11 protein-coding genes are annotated in these 17,752 nt (G+C 47.1%); 4 read left to right on the top strand and 7 right to left on the bottom strand.

Going from position 1 to position 17,752, the window contains the following annotated elements; translation table 11 throughout:
• Positions 1-387 precede the first annotated feature (387 nt).
• The 3 genes from JGK22_RS16480 to JGK22_RS16470 form a co-directional block, all read right to left on the bottom strand.
• The gene (locus JGK22_RS16480; RefSeq protein WP_293182692.1) at positions 388-1,284 is read right to left on the bottom strand and encodes an alpha/beta hydrolase; all 897 of its coding nucleotides are present in this window, start codon (positions 1,282-1,284) and stop codon (positions 388-390) included.
• 336 nt (positions 1,285-1,620) lie between these two features.
• A complete protein-coding gene (dacB, locus tag JGK22_RS16475) occupies positions 1,621-3,093 on the bottom strand; it encodes a D-alanyl-D-alanine carboxypeptidase/D-alanyl-D-alanine-endopeptidase (RefSeq protein ID WP_366025952.1) in 1,473 nt (490 codons plus the stop codon).
• Positions 3,094-3,525: 432 nt separating this feature from the next.
• Complete coding sequence (locus JGK22_RS16470) at positions 3,526-3,852, bottom strand: (2Fe-2S) ferredoxin domain-containing protein (RefSeq protein ID WP_293196226.1); 327 nt, start codon at positions 3,850-3,852, stop codon at positions 3,526-3,528.
• A gap of 248 nt (positions 3,853-4,100) precedes the next feature.
• Between JGK22_RS16470 and JGK22_RS16465 the strand changes: the two genes are divergently transcribed.
• Together JGK22_RS16465 and nblB are read left to right on the top strand one after the other, a co-directional pair.
• Positions 4,101-4,562 carry a CBS domain-containing protein gene (locus JGK22_RS16465; RefSeq protein WP_293182698.1) on the top strand — a complete coding sequence of 154 codons (462 nt, stop codon included), beginning with the start codon at positions 4,101-4,103 and terminating at the stop codon, positions 4,560-4,562.
• 126 nt (positions 4,563-4,688) lie between these two features.
• Positions 4,689-5,363 carry a phycobilisome degradation protein NblB gene (nblB, locus tag JGK22_RS16460; RefSeq protein WP_293182700.1) on the top strand — a complete coding sequence of 225 codons (675 nt, stop codon included), beginning with the start codon at positions 4,689-4,691 and terminating at the stop codon, positions 5,361-5,363.
• Between the two features lie 807 nt (positions 5,364-6,170).
• Here nblB and JGK22_RS16455 read toward each other — a convergent pair.
• A complete protein-coding gene (locus JGK22_RS16455; protein ID WP_293182702.1) occupies positions 6,171-6,320 on the bottom strand; it encodes a hypothetical protein in 150 nt (49 codons plus the stop codon).
• A 156-nt stretch (positions 6,321-6,476) separates the two neighbouring features.
• Between JGK22_RS16455 and JGK22_RS16450 the strand changes: the two genes are divergently transcribed.
• Positions 6,477-7,811 (top strand): CAP domain-containing protein, encoded by a 1,335-nt coding sequence (locus JGK22_RS16450; protein ID WP_293313214.1) that lies wholly within the window; start codon positions 6,477-6,479, stop codon positions 7,809-7,811.
• A 394-nt stretch (positions 7,812-8,205) separates the two neighbouring features.
• Here the strand turns inward: JGK22_RS16450 and murQ are convergent, their stop codons facing one another.
• Together murQ and JGK22_RS16440 are read right to left on the bottom strand one after the other, a co-directional pair.
• Positions 8,206-9,120: an N-acetylmuramic acid 6-phosphate etherase gene (gene murQ / locus JGK22_RS16445; RefSeq protein WP_293313212.1), complete on the bottom strand. Its 915-nt coding sequence runs from the start codon at positions 9,118-9,120 to the stop codon at positions 8,206-8,208.
• Between the two features lie 210 nt (positions 9,121-9,330).
• Positions 9,331-9,717 (bottom strand): DUF3110 domain-containing protein, encoded by a 387-nt coding sequence (locus JGK22_RS16440; protein WP_293182710.1) that lies wholly within the window; start codon positions 9,715-9,717, stop codon positions 9,331-9,333.
• Between the two features lie 409 nt (positions 9,718-10,126).
• On the opposite strand from JGK22_RS16440, the gene JGK22_RS16435 reads away from it, so the two are divergent.
• Entirely contained in the window at positions 10,127-16,771 is a 6,645-nt protein-coding gene (locus JGK22_RS16435) for a translocation/assembly module TamB (protein WP_293313210.1), read from the top strand.
• A gap of 198 nt (positions 16,772-16,969) precedes the next feature.
• Here JGK22_RS16435 and JGK22_RS16430 read toward each other — a convergent pair whose 3' ends face one another.
• A complete protein-coding gene (locus JGK22_RS16430; RefSeq protein WP_293182714.1) occupies positions 16,970-17,095 on the bottom strand; it encodes a hypothetical protein in 126 nt (41 codons plus the stop codon).
• Positions 17,096-17,752: the final 657 nt, after the last annotated feature.

Here is a 17,752-nt window from a genome sequence, read left to right as displayed (position 1 = left end):
TGACAGTTTGAGAGCGACCTTTACCCTTAAGTCCGAGGATTGGAGTAATGAATAGTCTGATTTTAATTTCTCCCTCAAAGACTTGGGGCTTTCAACCAATTCTTTCTGGTCAATCATACCTCATCTCTTTGAGAAAGGCTATAGTAGGGTGCGTCAGCCTGATTTAATTCTCTGGTAACTCAGAAATTCTCTACTGACAAGCGAACCCAAATCGAAAATCGAAAATCCTCTCTTCCCCCGAATTTATCCGTGGGGTCGCCTCTAAAATCTAAAATCTAAAATCTAAAATCTAAAATCGATTGACGCACCCTACAGACATACTCGGAGAAAAATAAAAACCCAGTTTCCGTGTGAAACCGGGTTTTTATTTGCAATATTTAAAACCTTTTATGCCAAAGCCAAAGAACGAGAAGAATTTCTCAAAAAATTCAGCAATTCTCGATTCACCGTTTGCGGCGCTTCCTGCTGAATCCAGTGACCACAATTAGGGATTAATTTTAACTTAAACGGAGCGCTAATTAACCGATCCAAACCTTCTACAAGTGTGTGGCTCAAAAACGCATCTTCTTCTCCCCAAAGCACCAAAGTAGGCACTGTCACAGGATCTAACTTCTGCCCCCAATGCCAAAGACGCTGCGGGTGAAACATCTGCTGGTAATAATTCATCGCCGCCGCTAACACTCCTGGCTTTTCTAAAGCGGTTTGATAAATCTGAGTTTCCTCAGCGCTAAAAGCTCCTTTGCGAACAGCTTGTCCTTGCAAGATATTTTGCACAAAATCTTTCAAATTTTGCCGGATCAACCATTCAGGAATGCCGGGAACTTGAAATGCCAAAATATGCCAACTGCGGCGGAGTTGGTCTAAATTGCTTGCCATTTCCTGCACGAATCGCTGCGGGTGCGGAGCGTTTAAAATTGCCAAGCGGTTGAGTTTTTCGGGGAATTTTTGAGCTAAATGCCACGCGATCGCACCACCGCAATCGTGACCGACAATGTGCGCTTTTGTATAGCCCAGCCGATCGATCAAACCGCGAATATCAGCACTCAGCGTATCCAAATCATAACCGCTTTCCGGCTTGTCCGAATCGTTGTAGCCCCGCAAATCCGGCACCACAACCTTGAAATGACGCGCTAAGGCAGGAATTTGATGGCGCCAAGAGTACCAAAACTCAGGAAACCCGTGCAGGAGGATCACGAGCTCGCCTTCTCCTTGGGAAACGCAGTGCAAGCGGATGTTGTTGGTTTCGACAAAGATGTGTTGCTGTTCGGAATCTAAAGACTTCATAGTTGGAAAGTTAGACTTATTTTCGGGCTGTACAGAACTCGCCGACTGATAGCAGGTTCAAACAGCCCAATGGTTTTAATTCTTCTGTTTTTATTCTAGCTGCTTTTCGATCCCCGCCGCTGCAATCTCATTAAACTTAAAACTTGTAGAGTTTTTCGCCGAATAGCAAGGGTTTGAAGCCCTTACTCAGGTCGGCAGATTGTGATAAGAACGGAGTTTAAATCTATGTTCTTATCACTTCGCACTCAACTGTCAACTGTCAACTGTCAACTGTTTAACGTCTTGTTTTTTAGGTGTAACTACTTAGATAAACTTTCTCACCTTAAATCTGTGGTTTTAACAGCGGCGCAGGCGGTTTAATAATAGCACAATTTCGTCCGTTGCCGATCGCATTTTTGAAGCAGACAGATCGGATTGATTGATGATAATACTAAACACCAGCGGCTCGTAATTGGGAACTTCGATATATCCCGACAGCGCCGAAACTCCGCTCAAAGTTCCAGTTTTTGCTTGCAAAATTACGCGGTTTGGTGTAGAGTTTATGCGATTTTTCAAAGTACCGCTATCGCCAGCCACGGGCAGTGATGCGCGGTAGATAGATCCAGTAGGTGAATTCGCCATCAATCTCAAAGTTTGCACCAAGGCTTCTGGACTAATTAAATTGTGGCGGGAAAGTCCGGAACCGTCGGCTAATATGTAGCTGTTTGGATTTACACCTAATTGAGTTAAAGCTATTTTTAACTCCTTCAAACCAATTTCACCTGTATCCTCTTGTGGCACAGGCATCTTGCCTGTGACTGCTTGTGAAACAGGCATGGAGCCTGTGACTTTTCCCAACAATCTCAATAAAACTTCTGCATAAAGATTGTTACTTTCCCGATTAGTTTCTTTCACCAATTCGGCCAGCGGTGGCGATTCAACAAACGCTAATTCCTGATTTAAATTGCGAGGAACAGGGGCAACCAAAGCTTGTTTGACAGGGATTCCCTCAGCTACTAAAACTTGCTGAAAATGCTGTAAAAAATTATTAGCGGGATTGACAACTGCGACATAAGCTGATTCAGATTCCGCACCAACTTTCAACTGCCCGCCAACTCGAATGACAGGCCGATCGAACTCCCTGCCAACTTCAATAAACTCCGATTCGTTTTGAGAGACTGTGACTGAATTGTTCAGAATTTGCCACTGATTGGCTAACTTTGGTTCGGCAAAAGTGACTTTCAGAGGTTGCCCGATCGCCTGTGGGGACAAAACAAGCTCGATCGCGTTTTGATTGAAAATTAAACTGTTAACCGGCGCGCCATAGCCAGCTTGGGCGTCTTCCCATTCCCAATTCGGATTGACTGCACTGCCTTGAAAATAGCTGTCATCGCCAATCAACTCATTTATGCGATCGACTCCGCGGCGTTTCAACTGCTGCGCCAAGTCCTTCAACTGAGCCTCCACAATGCTCGGATCGCCCCTACCGGCAACATACAAACTCCCATTTGCGCCGCTGTAAACCGATGTCTTAATCCGAAAATCGGCACCGAGTTTCTGCAAAGCAGCCGCTGTGGTTAGCAGCTTGACATTGGATGCTGGAATAAAATATTTGGTGGCGTCACGGCTGTAGAGAGTCGCCGCAGATGATAGCGGTTGAATCAAAATGCCCCAGCGCGATCGGCTAAATTCAGCACGATTGGCGATCGCATCTACCTTCGCCCCCAATTCCCCAGGACAAATATCCCCAGCAACCGCAGGCGTTTGAGCGACTACCGCCGACGTGCGCCCCAAAATTAGGACTAACAAACTAACCGCAATTCCTTTAATTCTCAAAGCATCACTTCCATCACAATAGACTTCTTAGAAAAGTCCTTTAAATCAAATTTTCGGACGGGCAAGAAGCCCGTCCCACCAAAAAAATCTTTTCTTGTGGAACGGGCATCTTGCCCGTTCCAGGTATTTTTGCAAGAGGTGCGATCGCCATTCAAAATACTTTTTATCAAAATCGTATTTCTCTCTAAAAAATAGGGTACATCGGCGAAGCATGACCGCATATAAGTTATTAGTTATCATCTCATATTGACTGCGGTCATGCTTCGCCCCTACGGATATATTCGCTTGCATTGAGATGCACCCGAAAAATATCTGCGTTCATCTGCGCCTCTCTGCTTTAAATCTGCGGTTAACCACCAATCAAAGACTTAAGAGAAAAGTCCAAATTAGATGCAAACATATCTGATAAAAATCACCGAGTCAAGACTAATAATAATAACGCATATGAATTCTCGGATTGAACAGCGCCTCTACAGGTTTTCCGCCTTTGAGGTGCTGTTCCACGATCGACTCTACATCACTCGGTTTAACTCGACAATACCAAATTTGGTCTGGGGTGACTCGCACAGTCGGGCCCGTGTTGCACTGTCCCTGACAGCTAGAAGCTTCAACTTTTACTCCTGGGACTGGTTGGGCTTCAAAGGCAGCTAGCACTGCTGCTGAACCATGTCTCAGGCAAGATTGATACTGGCAAACTAATACACAGCGCGTTTCTGGTTGGGTATCTGCTTCTGCGGCGGTAGATTCTGGCATCGCTAAGAATTTATCGGCTGTTTAATTTATCTTAACAATGTTGTGAGGTCGATCGCCCGCGCGCTTGACTGACAAACGGCAGAATTCGTGAGTGCGATCGCAAAAACCTTGATAAATTCTGGCATTCAAACTATTTGAGTCCTTCTAGCTTGTCACGAATCCCTTCTCCCCGGCTGCTTTTCTTCAGTCTGTGTCACGCTTTCCCTATATGATCGGATGTAGAGCAACAACTAAATCAACCGCCAATCATGCCCAAAACAGTAGCCGATGTGATGAGTCGCGATCCGATTTTGGCGCGCCCCGAAACGCCCTTAAACGAAGCGATTAAAATTTTAGCCGATCGACGTATTAGCGGCCTTCCCGTTGTAGATGAGAATGGTTTATTGGTAGGAGTCATCTCCGAAACCGACTTGATGTGGCGGGAAACCGGCGTTACTCCGCCCGCTTACATCATGGTACTCGACAGCGTGATTTATCTAGAAAATCCCTCGCGTTACGAGCGAGAACTCCACAAGGCTTTAGGGCAAACAGTAGGAGAAGCGATGAGTCAAGAACCCGTTACCATCGAACCAGACAAATCTGTCCAAGCAGCAGCCAAACTAATGCACGATCGCAGCATCCACCGATTGCCGGTAGTCGATAGTGCTGGCAAAGTAATCGGCATCCTCACTAGGGGAGATATTATCCGATGGATGGCAGCCGAGTCTTAATTAATTGTTGCAGTTGAAGGATTGTATCAGAAAATGAGCCGATCGCTCCTTCAATCTCTAAGCTTTTGGCAATCACCAATTACCAATTACCAATTACCAATTACCAATTACCAATTTTAAAATCGCATGAGTATTACCCCTGAATCTGTCGAACAATTGCTAAATTCCGAGGATTTTGGCGAAAGGTTGCGGGCTGTCAACCAACTGCGACAGCTAGAACCAGCGATCGCCTATAATTTGATTCAAATTGCGATCGGCGACAAAAACGTCCGCGTTAGATACGCAGCCGTCAGCCAAATGTCAACCCTCGGCGAGCAAAATCTGCCGAACGCTTTAGAGGTACTGCTTCACAGCTTGCGAAACGATCCCGAACCCGACGTGCAAGCAGCCGCAGCCGATGCTTTGGGCGCCTTGAAATTAACCGCTGCTTTAGAAGATTTGCAGCAAGTTTACAGCAGTACATCTGAATGGTTGGTGCAACTCAGCATCGTCGCAGCTTTGGGAGAAATGGGCGATCCAAAAGCATTTCCGATGTTAGAAAATGCCCTGGGTTCTGAAAACGAATTGATCCAAACTATTGCCATCAGTGCATTAGGAGAATTAGGGGATAAACGGGCCCTGCCGCTGCTGCTTCCCTACGCTTCCAATGCAGATTGGCAGATTCGTTATAGAGTCGCCCAAGCTTTGGGGCGGTTGGGCGGTGTCGAAGCAGATGCAGCTTTGGAAATTCTTGCCAAAGATGAGGTTGAGCAAGTGTCTCAGGAGGCTAAAGTCGGACAAGATAATATTTTGAAATTGTGAGTTTTGAGCGGTGAATTTTGAATTAATTGAGAATTTTTTGTGAGGATTCTACTAAAAAATTAGTTGGCGCGCGATCGCTAACAAGAGTGAAACCCGGTTTCTTCGTAGATTTTTCGTAACTAAACGCAAAACTCGAAGAAACCGGGTTTCTAGCCCCCAGCCCGCGAACTGGGCGCGCAATATGAACCTTAGTGACGCTCCTACATCAACCGCAAGCGGTATATTGTAGGCATCTGAGTCCTGTTAAGGATATCGAGATCTTCCTTCCCGCGGACTCCAATGGTTTCCCTTTACGGCGTTTTATAGTGAGGAACACGTCCCGCCCCACTTGTCACCTGAATTTTTTGGACTTAGACCCAGATTGTTATTCTTTGATCCAAGATCTAAGTATTTTACCACGACTATTGAACTTTTGTTCATCTCGTCATCCACCCGCCCACTGCTCAAAGCTGCGCTTTGAGATTATGGACAGGTGGAATCGGAGTCTCACACGCCTCTCATCCCACACTAACCTTCGATCGGTATAGTGTGGGGATTCCCGTCTGTTAAGCTAATCAGGAAAAATCTCAAATCTCAAGCTCTATCTCAGATTCCGCACAGGGCGGTTTTATTGTCGTCAGACAAGTTAGGTACGTAGTTGCGCTTAAGCGCTCTTTCCTAATATTATAAAGAGCGCTTAAGCGCAACTACGTACCTCGATCCAGATGCGAGCCGATCTTTGAGCGATACTTAGGGCATGGGGCATACCTCACTTTTTTTGAGAACCGCTATAAATTGTATTGTTGTACGTATATTAACGGTTAAACCTTAAAAAGCAAGTATAATAAATGACTTTAAAAATAATGTTGTGGGTAATTGTTCTGCGTGACGCGCTCGTGGCTGCGGAATCTCGGTTGTATTGATTCCACGGGCGATCGCACTCTTGGCTTTTTTCAACCAGAGTCCGGATATTGACATCCGCAGTTGAAGAATAGGTATAATAACAATAGATACAACAGTGGCAGGGATTAAGACAATTGTTGAAGCCTGCCCAGCCTGCGATCGGGGAAATTATCGTTAAGACGGTAAGCCATCTACCAGCTCAGCCCAGTCTTAAACATTTTTATCATCCCCATGCTTGAACAACTACAAAATTCCGATTCTCAGTCTGCGGACATTTTAACAGGAGAGCGATCGGCTTCTCAACTGTCACAACCCGCACCAGCCACAACCAATCAAAACTTTATTTATAAAGTTTTAGAACTTACGAACATAGAGCGCAGCAAATTGAGTTTGTCCCCCCTAACCTTAAATACTCAGTTGTTGAATGCGGCGCAAAATCACACCCAAAACATGGCAGTGCAAGACTTTTTCGATCACACCGGAAAAGATGGTTCGTCAATGGGAAATCGGATTACTGCAACGGGCTATAAATTCAGCTCGGCAGCAGAAAATATCGCTGCGGGATCGTCTACACCCGACCAAGTTGTATCATCATGGATGAACAGCAGTGGCCACCGGGCTAACATTCTTAATCCGAATCTGAAAGAGATTGGCATTGGTTACTATTTCTTAGCCAACGATACTGGCAGCGTCAATTACAATCACTATTGGACGCAAGTTTTTGCTACTTCGCTTGATGGTAGTGTCAATCCCGCACCACCTCCAACGCCAACTCCAACTCCAACTCCCACACCAACTCCCGTACCAACTCCAACTCCAACTCCAACACCCAGCACATTAGTCTCCATTACTTCCCCAATACCCAATGCTACAGGGGACGGCACCCCGACGACAGCACCCAAGAATATAGCCAGCGGTGGCAATTATTTCCTATCAGATGCTGCTGATACTCAAATACCTGCCAGCGCTGTGGGATTGCAAATTTTTGCCCTTTCCGGGAAAGACAATCTCACTGGAGGAGCAGGCGCTGATACGATTAATGGAATGCAAGGCGCGGATACAATTAACGGCGCAGGTGGTAATGACATCTTATCCGGCGGTAAAGATTCGGATTTAATTGATGGCGGTGTTGGTAATGATTTTATCAGCGGCAACAATGATAACGATCGACTGATCGGAGGAGATGGCAACGATACTCTCCGGGGCGGCAAGGAAAATGATATCTTGATTGGCGGTAACGGCGATGATTTGCTGGGGGGCGATCGCGGGCAAGACATTCTGACCGGCGGTGCTGGTAATGATACGTTTATCCTAGCAGGAGGTTTGTCTGTTTCGGCTACGTTAGTTGGTGCCGATGTGATTACCGATTTTGTCGCCGGGGATAAGATTGGTTTAACCGACGGGATCGGATTTGCCAACTTGACTTTTGAATCTGTGAGTTTGAAGTTGGATGCAGGTGCAAGCATCGCTTCTACGGCGATTAAGTCGGGGGCTAATTATTTGGGAATCGTGCAGGGTGTAAGTCAAAGTCAGCTTACATCTTCTGTTTTTGTGAGTGCAATTTAGGAAGTAGATCGGGCAGTTGAAACCGCGTCTATACAAACTAAACCCGCCTTCGCGGGTTGAAGATTACTCGTTACCAGGTACAGCGACAAGAACGAGTTAATCTTCTTTCTTCAGTCCGCGGAGGCGGACTTCGTGTGTGTAGACGCGGTTTCAACCGCCGAGTCTTCTCGTATTCTTCTTTCTTCAGTCCGCGGAGGCGGACTTCGTGTCTGTAGACGCGGTTTCAACCGCCGAGTATTCTTCTCGTATTCACGTAAAATCTACAATTGTATTGATGCTACAGCCGATCGCAAATTGCCTTGAAATTCGCCTAACAACAGGTGCGTCGCTTTGAGATTTTCGGTATGCAAGGTGAGGAATTTTCTGTGGCGACGCACCCTACGATCGCAAAAATCTACAATTGTATTGATGCTACTGCCGATCGCAAATTACCATTAAACTCTCCCAAAATTCGATCGCACTCTTCCTTGTCCAAACCAGTCCAGTGCATCATCAAAGCTAATTTTACAGATTTGCCGCTTTTTTCCAACAAAAAACCCGCTTCATCCCGGCCCAAATCAGTTAAATCTTGTAACATCCGCACCGCCCGATCGCGCAATTTCTTATTAGTCACCGCCACATCAACCATCCGATTGCCGTAAACCTTCCCCAGCTTGACCATTACGCCAGTCGAAAGAATATTCAAAGCCATTTTTGTCACAGTACCAGCTTTCAAGCGCGTCGAACCCGCGACTATCTCCGGGCCAACCAACAACCGAATATCCACATCAGCCTCAAAATTCACCTGTTCGACGGGTACGCAGGCGATAAACACTGTTTTCGCCCCCCGCTGGCGCGCCGCGTGTAAAGCACCCGCTACAAAGGGTGTAGTGCCCCCAGCCGTAATCCCGACAACCACATCGAGATTGTTAATATGACGGTGGGCGATCGACTCAGCGCCATCTTCAGCCCGATCCTCCAAATCCTCCGAACTCCGCACCAAAGCCCCCGCACCCCCGGCAATTATGCCCTGTACGAGTTCTGGCGGCGTGCAGAAGGTGGGGGGACACTCGGCGGCATCGAGTACCCCCAAACGCCCGGAAGTGCCCGCACCGACGTAAAATAGGCGGCCTCCTTGACGTAGAGATTCGGCAGCAATGTCGATCGCCCGGGCTAACTGTTCGCGGGCACGGGCGATCGCATTTAAGGTTTGGGCGTCTTCTGCGTTGAACAAGTCCACCAATTCGATCGAGCTAAGTTGGTCTAAATTCGCGCTGTTGGCATTCACCTGTTCCGTCAGCAGATGCCCCCGTTCTTCCAAATTCTTCATTTTTTGTCAGTTATTAACGATCGGTTGGCAATTTTTGCTTCTGGTGGGCATAGTCAGGAGACATACAGAGTCCCAGCTTCAGCCTAGAAGCCTGTATCTAGAAATCGAGTCTAGGATTGAGAATGCTGGAAGATATCAAATTTATCCTTCTTCCTTCTTCCCTCTTCCTTCTTCCTTCTTCCCTCTTCCTTCTTCCTTCTTCCTTCGTGATTACAAAAGTCCTTCGAGTCGGCGGCGCATAGAATCCAGTTCGTCTTGAGAAACCTCAGAATCCGACTCCGGCTGTGACTCCGGTTCCGACTGCCCCTCTGCCTGCCACTGAGTCTGTGTTACATTGTCTTCTGGCGGAATCGCTAGTGCGCCCGCCGGCACAAGTTCCCAATCATAATCAACACTGTCGCAGAACTCCTTAATTTCCTCATCGTCGATCGCCTCGACAGCGGGTTCGGGAAAATCCTGAGCTTCCAACATCACGCCAAAGCGTGTGGCGTCGTCTTCTGACTCAAACATCAGAACTTTGTTGCGATCGCCGAGTTGAATGGTGTGAATTCCCTCATTCTCGGTGCGGGCATTGAAGAGTAAGACGAACACTCGCATAAGTTTTAAAGACCTTCTTAACCACCGTTTTTTTATCTTAGAAGCGATCGGGCGATTTTAGATTTTAGATTTTAGATTGACTCTCGGTGGTAGGAGGTGTGGCGATTTTAGATTAAGTTTGGTAAAGATTTCTGGAGTCTGTGCGACATGGGAGGGGGTGAATATTGAAGTTTGATTGTACGATCGGCACTTCCAAGGTCAGTTCTGAGTCTAGCAAAGACAGAAAGCCTTCGTCAGAATCCCAGATTTTTTCAGCTCTACGGCATTTAAATTGTATATTTCACTTCTCGACCAAAACTCGTCAAATCCTCTCCCTGTCCCTCTCTCCCTCTCCCCCTCTCTCCCTCTCCGTCTCTCAAACCGGCTGATTTCCTCAATTCCTGAATTCTCACAACCTTGAGAAATAAGCATGACTAACTCGGACGATGACAAAAAACAACTCGCACCCCGTTCTGGGCGCCACTGGTGGCGTATCTTGCTGCTTAGCGGTACGGGAGTGGGCATTCTCGGCTTGGTTGGGGCGGTAGCCGCACGGGAGTGGGTGCAGAAAAAGTTAGCTCCTTTGGTGGCATCTGAGGTCAGTCAGACACTGAAGCGGCCAGTGCAAATCGGACGTTTGGAGCGATTTTCTCCGATCGGGTTGCGGTTTGGTCGATCGACTGTACCCGCAACTGCGATCGATCCAGATTACGCTTCCACAGAAGCAGTGGAAGTGAAATTTTCAATTTGGCCGCTGCTGTTCAACCGCACTCTCAAATTAGATATTACCTTAGTTAAACCTAGCGCTTATATCGAACAGGATGCAGAAGGCCGCTGGGTTGATATTCCCACCCAGGACAAAAAACCTGCGGGTTTATTTAAAACGGAAATTGAAGCAATTCGAGTTGAAAATGCCGGTGCAGTTTTAGTGCCTAGTCCCGAAGTCGGACAGAAAACTTCGGCGCCGATTTCGGTAACTCTCAAAAATGGCAGCGCTTTGTTTCGCGAGCAAAATCAGCGCGTTCTCTACGAACTTAACGGTCAGTTTACCAATAATGACAATTTTGCAGTCAAGGCTGATTCTCTGTTGCCTGCGGCTCAAACTAACGTGCTACTGCAATCGCAAAACTTACCTTTGTCCGACATCACTCGCTTGCTGAAAGTTTCCGGCATTTCTCTACAAAAAGGTCTGGCAAATAGCAATTTAACCGTGCAAGTGCGAGACAATAAATTATCTGGAATTACTGGAACAGCAAGTTTTGCCGGAGTGCAAGCAAGTATCAAACCGCTGAAACAGATTATCCAAAATGGTAGCGGTCAATTGCGGTTTCAGGGAACTAATTTAATTGTCGATACTCTCACAGGTAATTACGGTTTAATTCCCGTTCAAATAGCCGGAACAGTTGCGACTGGAGCTAATTTTAATACCGAACAAGCGAGTTTCAATCTGATAACTAACGTGCAACCGGTAGCTGTGGCAAGTGTTATTAGTGCGGTGGAGGCAGAGTTAGGGCAGAAAGTAGTATTGCCGATCGCAGTTGCCGGAGAAGTGAAGGCGGATGCTAAACTGACTGGAACCGTTGCAAATCCAGTGCTGACAGGTACGATCGCCTCGACAAAACCCGCTACAGTCGATCGCCTGCAATTAAACAATATTAGCACTAACTTTAAATTGGAACGCGGGAGAACAGCTCAAACTCCAACGCCGAATTCTCCACCGTCAACTGTGCCGTTGTCCTCTTTAGCTTTGACATTGAGCGATATATTAGTTGTGCCGGCGGCGGGCGGTAAAATTGGTGGCAAAGGTGAAGTCGATATAACGTTGGGAAGTGAGAATTCGCGATCGGGTTTGGTGTTCGATTTGCAAGCGGAAAATCTGCCCGGAGATGCGATCGCCCAAATTTACGCTCTCCCGATTCCCGCTGCTGTTAAAATTGGCAGTGTGTCCGCCAAAGCTCAAGTTTTCGGGCCGTTAAATAATATCCAAGCTAGAGCTAAATGGCAAGCACCACAAGGGACTTTTCCGGCTAGCGGCGAAATTCGCGCCGGAGGTAATACGGCGGATTTGCAAAATACCGTTGTCAAAATTGGCGATGCTACGGTGAATGTGGATGCGGCGATCCAAGACCGTCAGTGGGAAGCTATAATCAAGGGCGATCGCGTGGCAGTCAAAAGTTTGCAGCCACTGATTCCCCGACTTAATTTACCTCCAGAATTAGCAGGTTTGTTCAGCGGCACCGCCGAAGTTGCAGGAACTCTGGACGATTTGAGTTTAAATGGTATTTATGCTAGCGGCAAAGGAACGCTGAATGTTGTTGATAGTATTGTTGATGTTAATGCCAAACTAGAATCAGGCCGCTGGCAAGCTTCTGGCAAAACCGAAAAAGTTGCCATCAATCCCTTACTTGATATTGGCTTGCCATTTTTGGCGATCGCAAATTCTGCCAATCTCGACAATCTAAAATCCAAAATCCAAAATCTAAAATCATTGGATGGCCAGCTAGCAGGAGAATTTCAAGCTGCGGGAAATCTTGACAATTTAACCGCTAGCGGCATCAATCTTAGCACCAACGGTAAACTCAATATTGCCGACAGCAGTGTCAATCTCAAAGGAGAATTGACAGACGGAAATTGGCAAGCAACCGCAGAAACAGATCGCACTTCCATCAGCCGCTTGGTAGATTTAACACTGCCTATTTTAGATGTGGCTTCCGCATTCAATCCCGAAAATCAACCAGATAGCAATCTAAGATCCAAAATCCAAAATCTAAAATCGATCGACGGCCAGTTATCGAGTCAATTTACAGCTTCTGGAAGTCTGGAAAATTTGACGGCTAGCGCAATTAATCTCAACGGTAGCGGCAAACTCAATCTGGGCGGCAACAATGTCAATTTCAAAGGAGAATTGGCAGCGGGAAATTGGCAAGGAACCGCAGAAACAGATCGCACTTCTATCAGCAGCCTGGTAAATTTAGGATTGCCGCTGTTAGATGTGGCTTCGGCATTCAATCCCGAAAAGCAAGAACAATATAGCAATCTAAAATCCAAAATTCAAAATCTAAAATCGCTTGACGGACAAATATCGAATCAAATTCAAGCGGCGGGAAGTCTTGACAAATCAAGCGTCGCCGATGTTTCTGTTAACAGCAGTGGCAAATTAAATATTGCCGACGGTACGGTTGATTTTAAGGGAAAATTAGATGCTGGACAATGGCAAGCTGTTGCGGATCTCGATCGAGTTATTCTCAGTCGCTTAGAAAAAACAGTCCGCAATCTCCAACTGTTTCCGCTGACGGCGACTTTGCCTAAAGGATTTGACGGCAGAGTTAACGGCCAATACCAAGCAGCGGGAAGTTTGGATAATTTGACAGCTAAAGGAATTCGTGCTAGTGGGGAAGGACGGATTTTGGTCGATCGACTCGGGGCGATCGATACTACGGCAAAATTGGAAAACGGCAACTTGGAAGCATCGCTAGCAACCAACGGAGTTACAGTCAGCAATTTAGAACAAACCCTCAAACAAACAGGTTTGCTGACAACCAATTTACCGCGAGAAATTGCCGGAACCCTCGACGGCAAAATCAGAATAGTGGGAAATACAGATAATTTAACCGCCAACGGCATCACAGCCAACGGCGACGGACAAATTCGACTCGCCAACGGTGGCGGAGTTGTCAACGCCAAAGGTAGCGCACAATCGGGGAATTGGCGCGCGTCAATTGAAGGCGACCAAATTGCCCTAAGTCGCTTCCAGAAAGCCTTTGAAGCCCAGCGGCAAAGCTTGCAAGGCAGCGGTTTAGTCTCCCAAGCCCAAAATCTCCCCCTACTGCGGGGACTATTTAACGGGAATGTTGATTTATCCGGCCCGATTGCTGCTGCTTCCCCGCAAAATGTTCGCGCCGGCGGCAGTTTCCGCATCTCGGAATTGCCCTTTCTCAAACAACCTTTTGATGCAATATTTAACTGGGATGGCAAACGGATAGAAGTAGAAAAAGCTGCAACTCGCGGTTTGACAGCCAGCGGATTTGTCGGCGTTGAGTTAGCTGGGAAAGGATTACCGTCAATTTCCAATCTAGATTTGGATGTAAAACTCTCCAACTTTAACCTGGAAGCCTTGCCAGCAGAACAGTTGGCATTTTTGACACCCATGGGTGCCAAAAAGTCTTCAGAGAAAAATCAGCCTGTGCGCGGCAATGTCGATTTCACGGGGCGCCTCACCGGAACATTGGCCGCCCTGAGTTTAGTTGGCGACGTGGAAGTGCGGAATTTAGCAGTAAATCAAGTCGCTTTCGATCCTGTACTGGCAGGAAAAGTGACGGCGAGTTCCGATAAAAGTGTAGATTTGCGTTTGGCTGGCCCCCAAGACAAAATCGAAGTCGCTTTAAATCAGTCGTTTCTGCCGACATCATTCTTAGTTAAACGCGGGGAATCTGTAGCCCGCGGCCAAGCTGAGGGCGAAACTTTGCGAGTTAATTTAAGCGATTTCCCGCTGGCTGCATTGAATCTCTCACCGGGAGAAGAGGCAGGTTTGGGGCCGATAACCGGTACTGTTTCAGGACAAGTCAACGTGCCCGGTTGGAAGATGCCGTTAAATCCAGCGACTTTGCAAGCAACTGGACAAATTGCGATCGCCCAACCGGCGATCGGCTACATTAAAGGTGACAGTTTCCAAGCCGAATTCAGCTATGCTAACGGCAGTGCCACTCTCACAAACGGCATCTTCCGCCAAGGTACCGGTCAATACTCCATTTCTGGCAATGTGAAAGCAGGCGCAAACCCCGAATTTGCCGGGAAAGTTAACATCCAGCAGGGGAATTTGCAGCAAGTTTTAGCAGCTTTGCGGTATTTCAATTTAGGAGATTTCGCGAGAGGCTTGAAACCTCCCGTTTACGGTAACAGCGGTGACGTGAAAACAGTCGCAGTCGGAGAACCGGAAGCGCCGTTAATCGAACAGTTGCGCCGCTTGGCAGAAATCGAAGTAATCTTGCAGCAGCAGCAAGCTGTGAAATCATCGGAAAAATTGCCTGCCTTATCTCAATTGCAGGGAACTTTTGGTGGCGAAATTGCAGTGGCAGGTTCTCTGCGAACAGGCGTGCAAGCTCAATTTAACGTCAAAGGCGATAATTGGCAGTGGGGAAAATATGTCGCCGAACAGTTCAGCATTGAGGGCAGTTTTCAGGACGGGATTTTAACCGTGTTGCCGCTGGAAATTCGATCGGGCAAAAGTGCGATCGGATTTTCGGGACAACTCGGACAGAAAGCTCAATCCGGGCAGTTGCGGGTAGAAAATGTACCCGTAGAAGAGTTAGCAAAACTAATCGAATTACCCTTTGTAGACGTAACCGGAAACTTAAATTTGCGGGCAAACTTAGCCGGAAGTTTAGAAAATCCGCAAGCCACCGGCGAATTAAGTTTGCTGGACGGGACGCTAAACGGAGAACCGATTAAAAAAGCCGACAGCAGTTTCAGTTATAGCAACGCCCGCCTGAATTTTGGAGGCAGCGCTTTGGTAACTCAAACCGAACCAATTGAAGTACAGGGAAGTTTGCCTTTCGAGTTACCCTTTGCTGCGGTAAAACCCGACAACAATCAAATAGATTTAAGGGCGAATTTGCAGAATGAAGGATTAGCAATTATTAATGTCTTAACTCCCCAAATTGCCTGGGTCAATGGCAAGGGACAGGTGCAAATTCGCATCGGAGGGACGCTGCAACAGCCTGTAGCGCAAGGAATTGCGAATTTTGAAAATGCAACCGTCCGGGCGAGAGCTTTCCCAGAACCGCTGACAGGGCTGACTGGGACAGTGCGCTTTGAGGGCGATCGTATTCGGGTAGAAGGAATTCGGGGACAATTGAGTAAAGGGGAAGTTGTAGCCCAGGGCGTGATTCCGCTGTCTGTCCCTTTTGCGGAGGGCGATGTCGATGCAGCGAATCCTTTGGCTGTCAATCTAGATAAATTGGGATTGAATCTCAGAGGATTGTACCGCGGCGGCGCAGTCGGTCAAGTCCAAGCAAGGGGAACAGCTTTGCGGCCGCAGTTGAGCGGTAAAATTGAACTGTACGACGGCGAAGTATTTCTCCCCAGCGCCGGAGGTGGCGGAACTCGGTTAGCTTCTTCCGATTCCCCTTCCACTACGACATCTTCCCCTACGACTCCGACTGAGGTTTCTACTTCTCCTGCGACTCCGACTTCGCCGACATCTTCCCCTTCCTTTGAAGTTGGATTAAACGATTTGGCGCTGAAATTAGGCCGAGGAGTGCGGGTAACGAGTGCGCCGATATTGAATTTTCAGGCGACAGGGGCTTTGACGGTGAATGGAACTTTAGACGATATTCGCCCTGCGGGTACGATTCGGTTGACTTCGGGTGCGGTGAATTTGTTTACCACGCAGTTTAAGCTTGACAAAGGATACCCACAAACAGCTACCTTTGTACCAACACAAGGACTCGATCCGACATTGGACGTGAGATTAGCAACATCGGTACAAGAAGTCTCGCGGTTTCGCACTCCAGGAACATCTGTCGCCTCTGAAATAGCCGATGAACCGACAAGTTTCGGCAGCGTGCGGAGTGTCCGAATTCAAGCATTAGTCAAGGGTAAAGCCTCCCAGTTGGCCGAAAATATCGAGTTGAGGAGTTCTCCAGGGCGATCGCAAACAGAGATTGTAGCGCTATTAGGCGGCAGTTTCGTGCAAACATTAGGACAGGGAGATAGTACACTGGCGATCGCCAATTTAGCCGGTGCAGGATTATTAAACAACCTGCAATCCGTAATTACCAACGCCACCGGATTGAGCGAATTTAGGTTATTTCCCACACGAATTAGAGGAAACGAAGGACAAACAGCCAGTTCCAGTTCAGGGGCCGCATCCGGTGCAGGTTCCCTCGGTATAGGCTTAGAAGTCGGGGCCGATATCACGCGCAATCTTTCAGCATCAATCATTCGAGTATTATCAGCAAATCAGCCAACAGAATTTAACGTGCGGTATCGTTTAAACGACAAAATATTGCTCAGAGGTTCAACCAATTTCCAAGGAGACAATCGCGTCACCGCCGAATACGAATTAAGATTTTAGTCATTAGTCATTAGTCAACAGTCAACAGTCATTAGTCATTAGTCAGCAGTCATTAGTCATAGTGCTGTCCCCGCTCGCTTTCCAACAGTCATTAGTCATAGTGCTGTCCCCGCTCGCTTTCCAACAGTCATTAGTCAACAGTCATTAGTTTGTAGATGCCCACTGCACTTAGTCTTAAGTTTTACACCCAATTCCCAATTACCAATTACCAATTCCCAATTCCCAATTACCAATTCCCAATTCCCAATTCCCAATTCCCAATTCCCAATTCCCAATTCCCAATTCCCAATTCCCAATTACCAATTCCCAATTACCAATTACCAATTCCCAATTCCCAATTCCGCATTAATTTGCTATAATATAAATAGCAAGTGCGATTCGTTTAGTCGAAACTGAGTAGCAATACTTAGGGGATGGCTAGGGTGACTACATAGTCATCATAACTGGATACACATCTGGGTGCGGTTCATCCCAAGTCCCAGTCCGCAAGTGCAGCGGTAAAAGCATATCCCCTACCTTGTTAAGTAGCAACTAGCAGCGTAAAGCGGGGATAAAAGGCAGACTACTGGTAGCCGAAACTGGTAACTGTTGAGCAAGAGTTCATGTATAGCGAAAGCAAAGATGTGTCTGAACCATCGATAGTATAGATGGTCTAACGGCTGAATCAAGAATAAACCCGTTGAGAAACACGGTAAAGACTGATTAAGACCAAGCCAAAATGGCAAGGCTAGGGCATAGGCGATTTTGCACTCGACCTATAAGCACCGCCCATAAACCCGGTGGATAGCATCACACTAAAAACTCAATCAATGTATATCTGGAACGAAGTAACTCTCGTATATTTCTGGAATCAGGTCGATTATCGGTAAGTAGCTAACGAATAGTATATGGGAGAGGGATTGTATCAGAAGCCAATGCTCTGTTGTAATAACAGGGATATGCTAACGGATACACGGTAACTTCAAGGATAGGAACAAGAAT

The sequence above is a fragment of the Microcoleus sp. PH2017_08_TRC_O_A genome (assembly GCF_020738665.1).
In the GTDB taxonomy this organism is placed as follows: Bacteria; Cyanobacteriota; Cyanobacteriia; order Cyanobacteriales; family Microcoleaceae; genus Microcoleus.
This window is presented reverse-complemented; position numbering and strand designations above follow the sequence as displayed.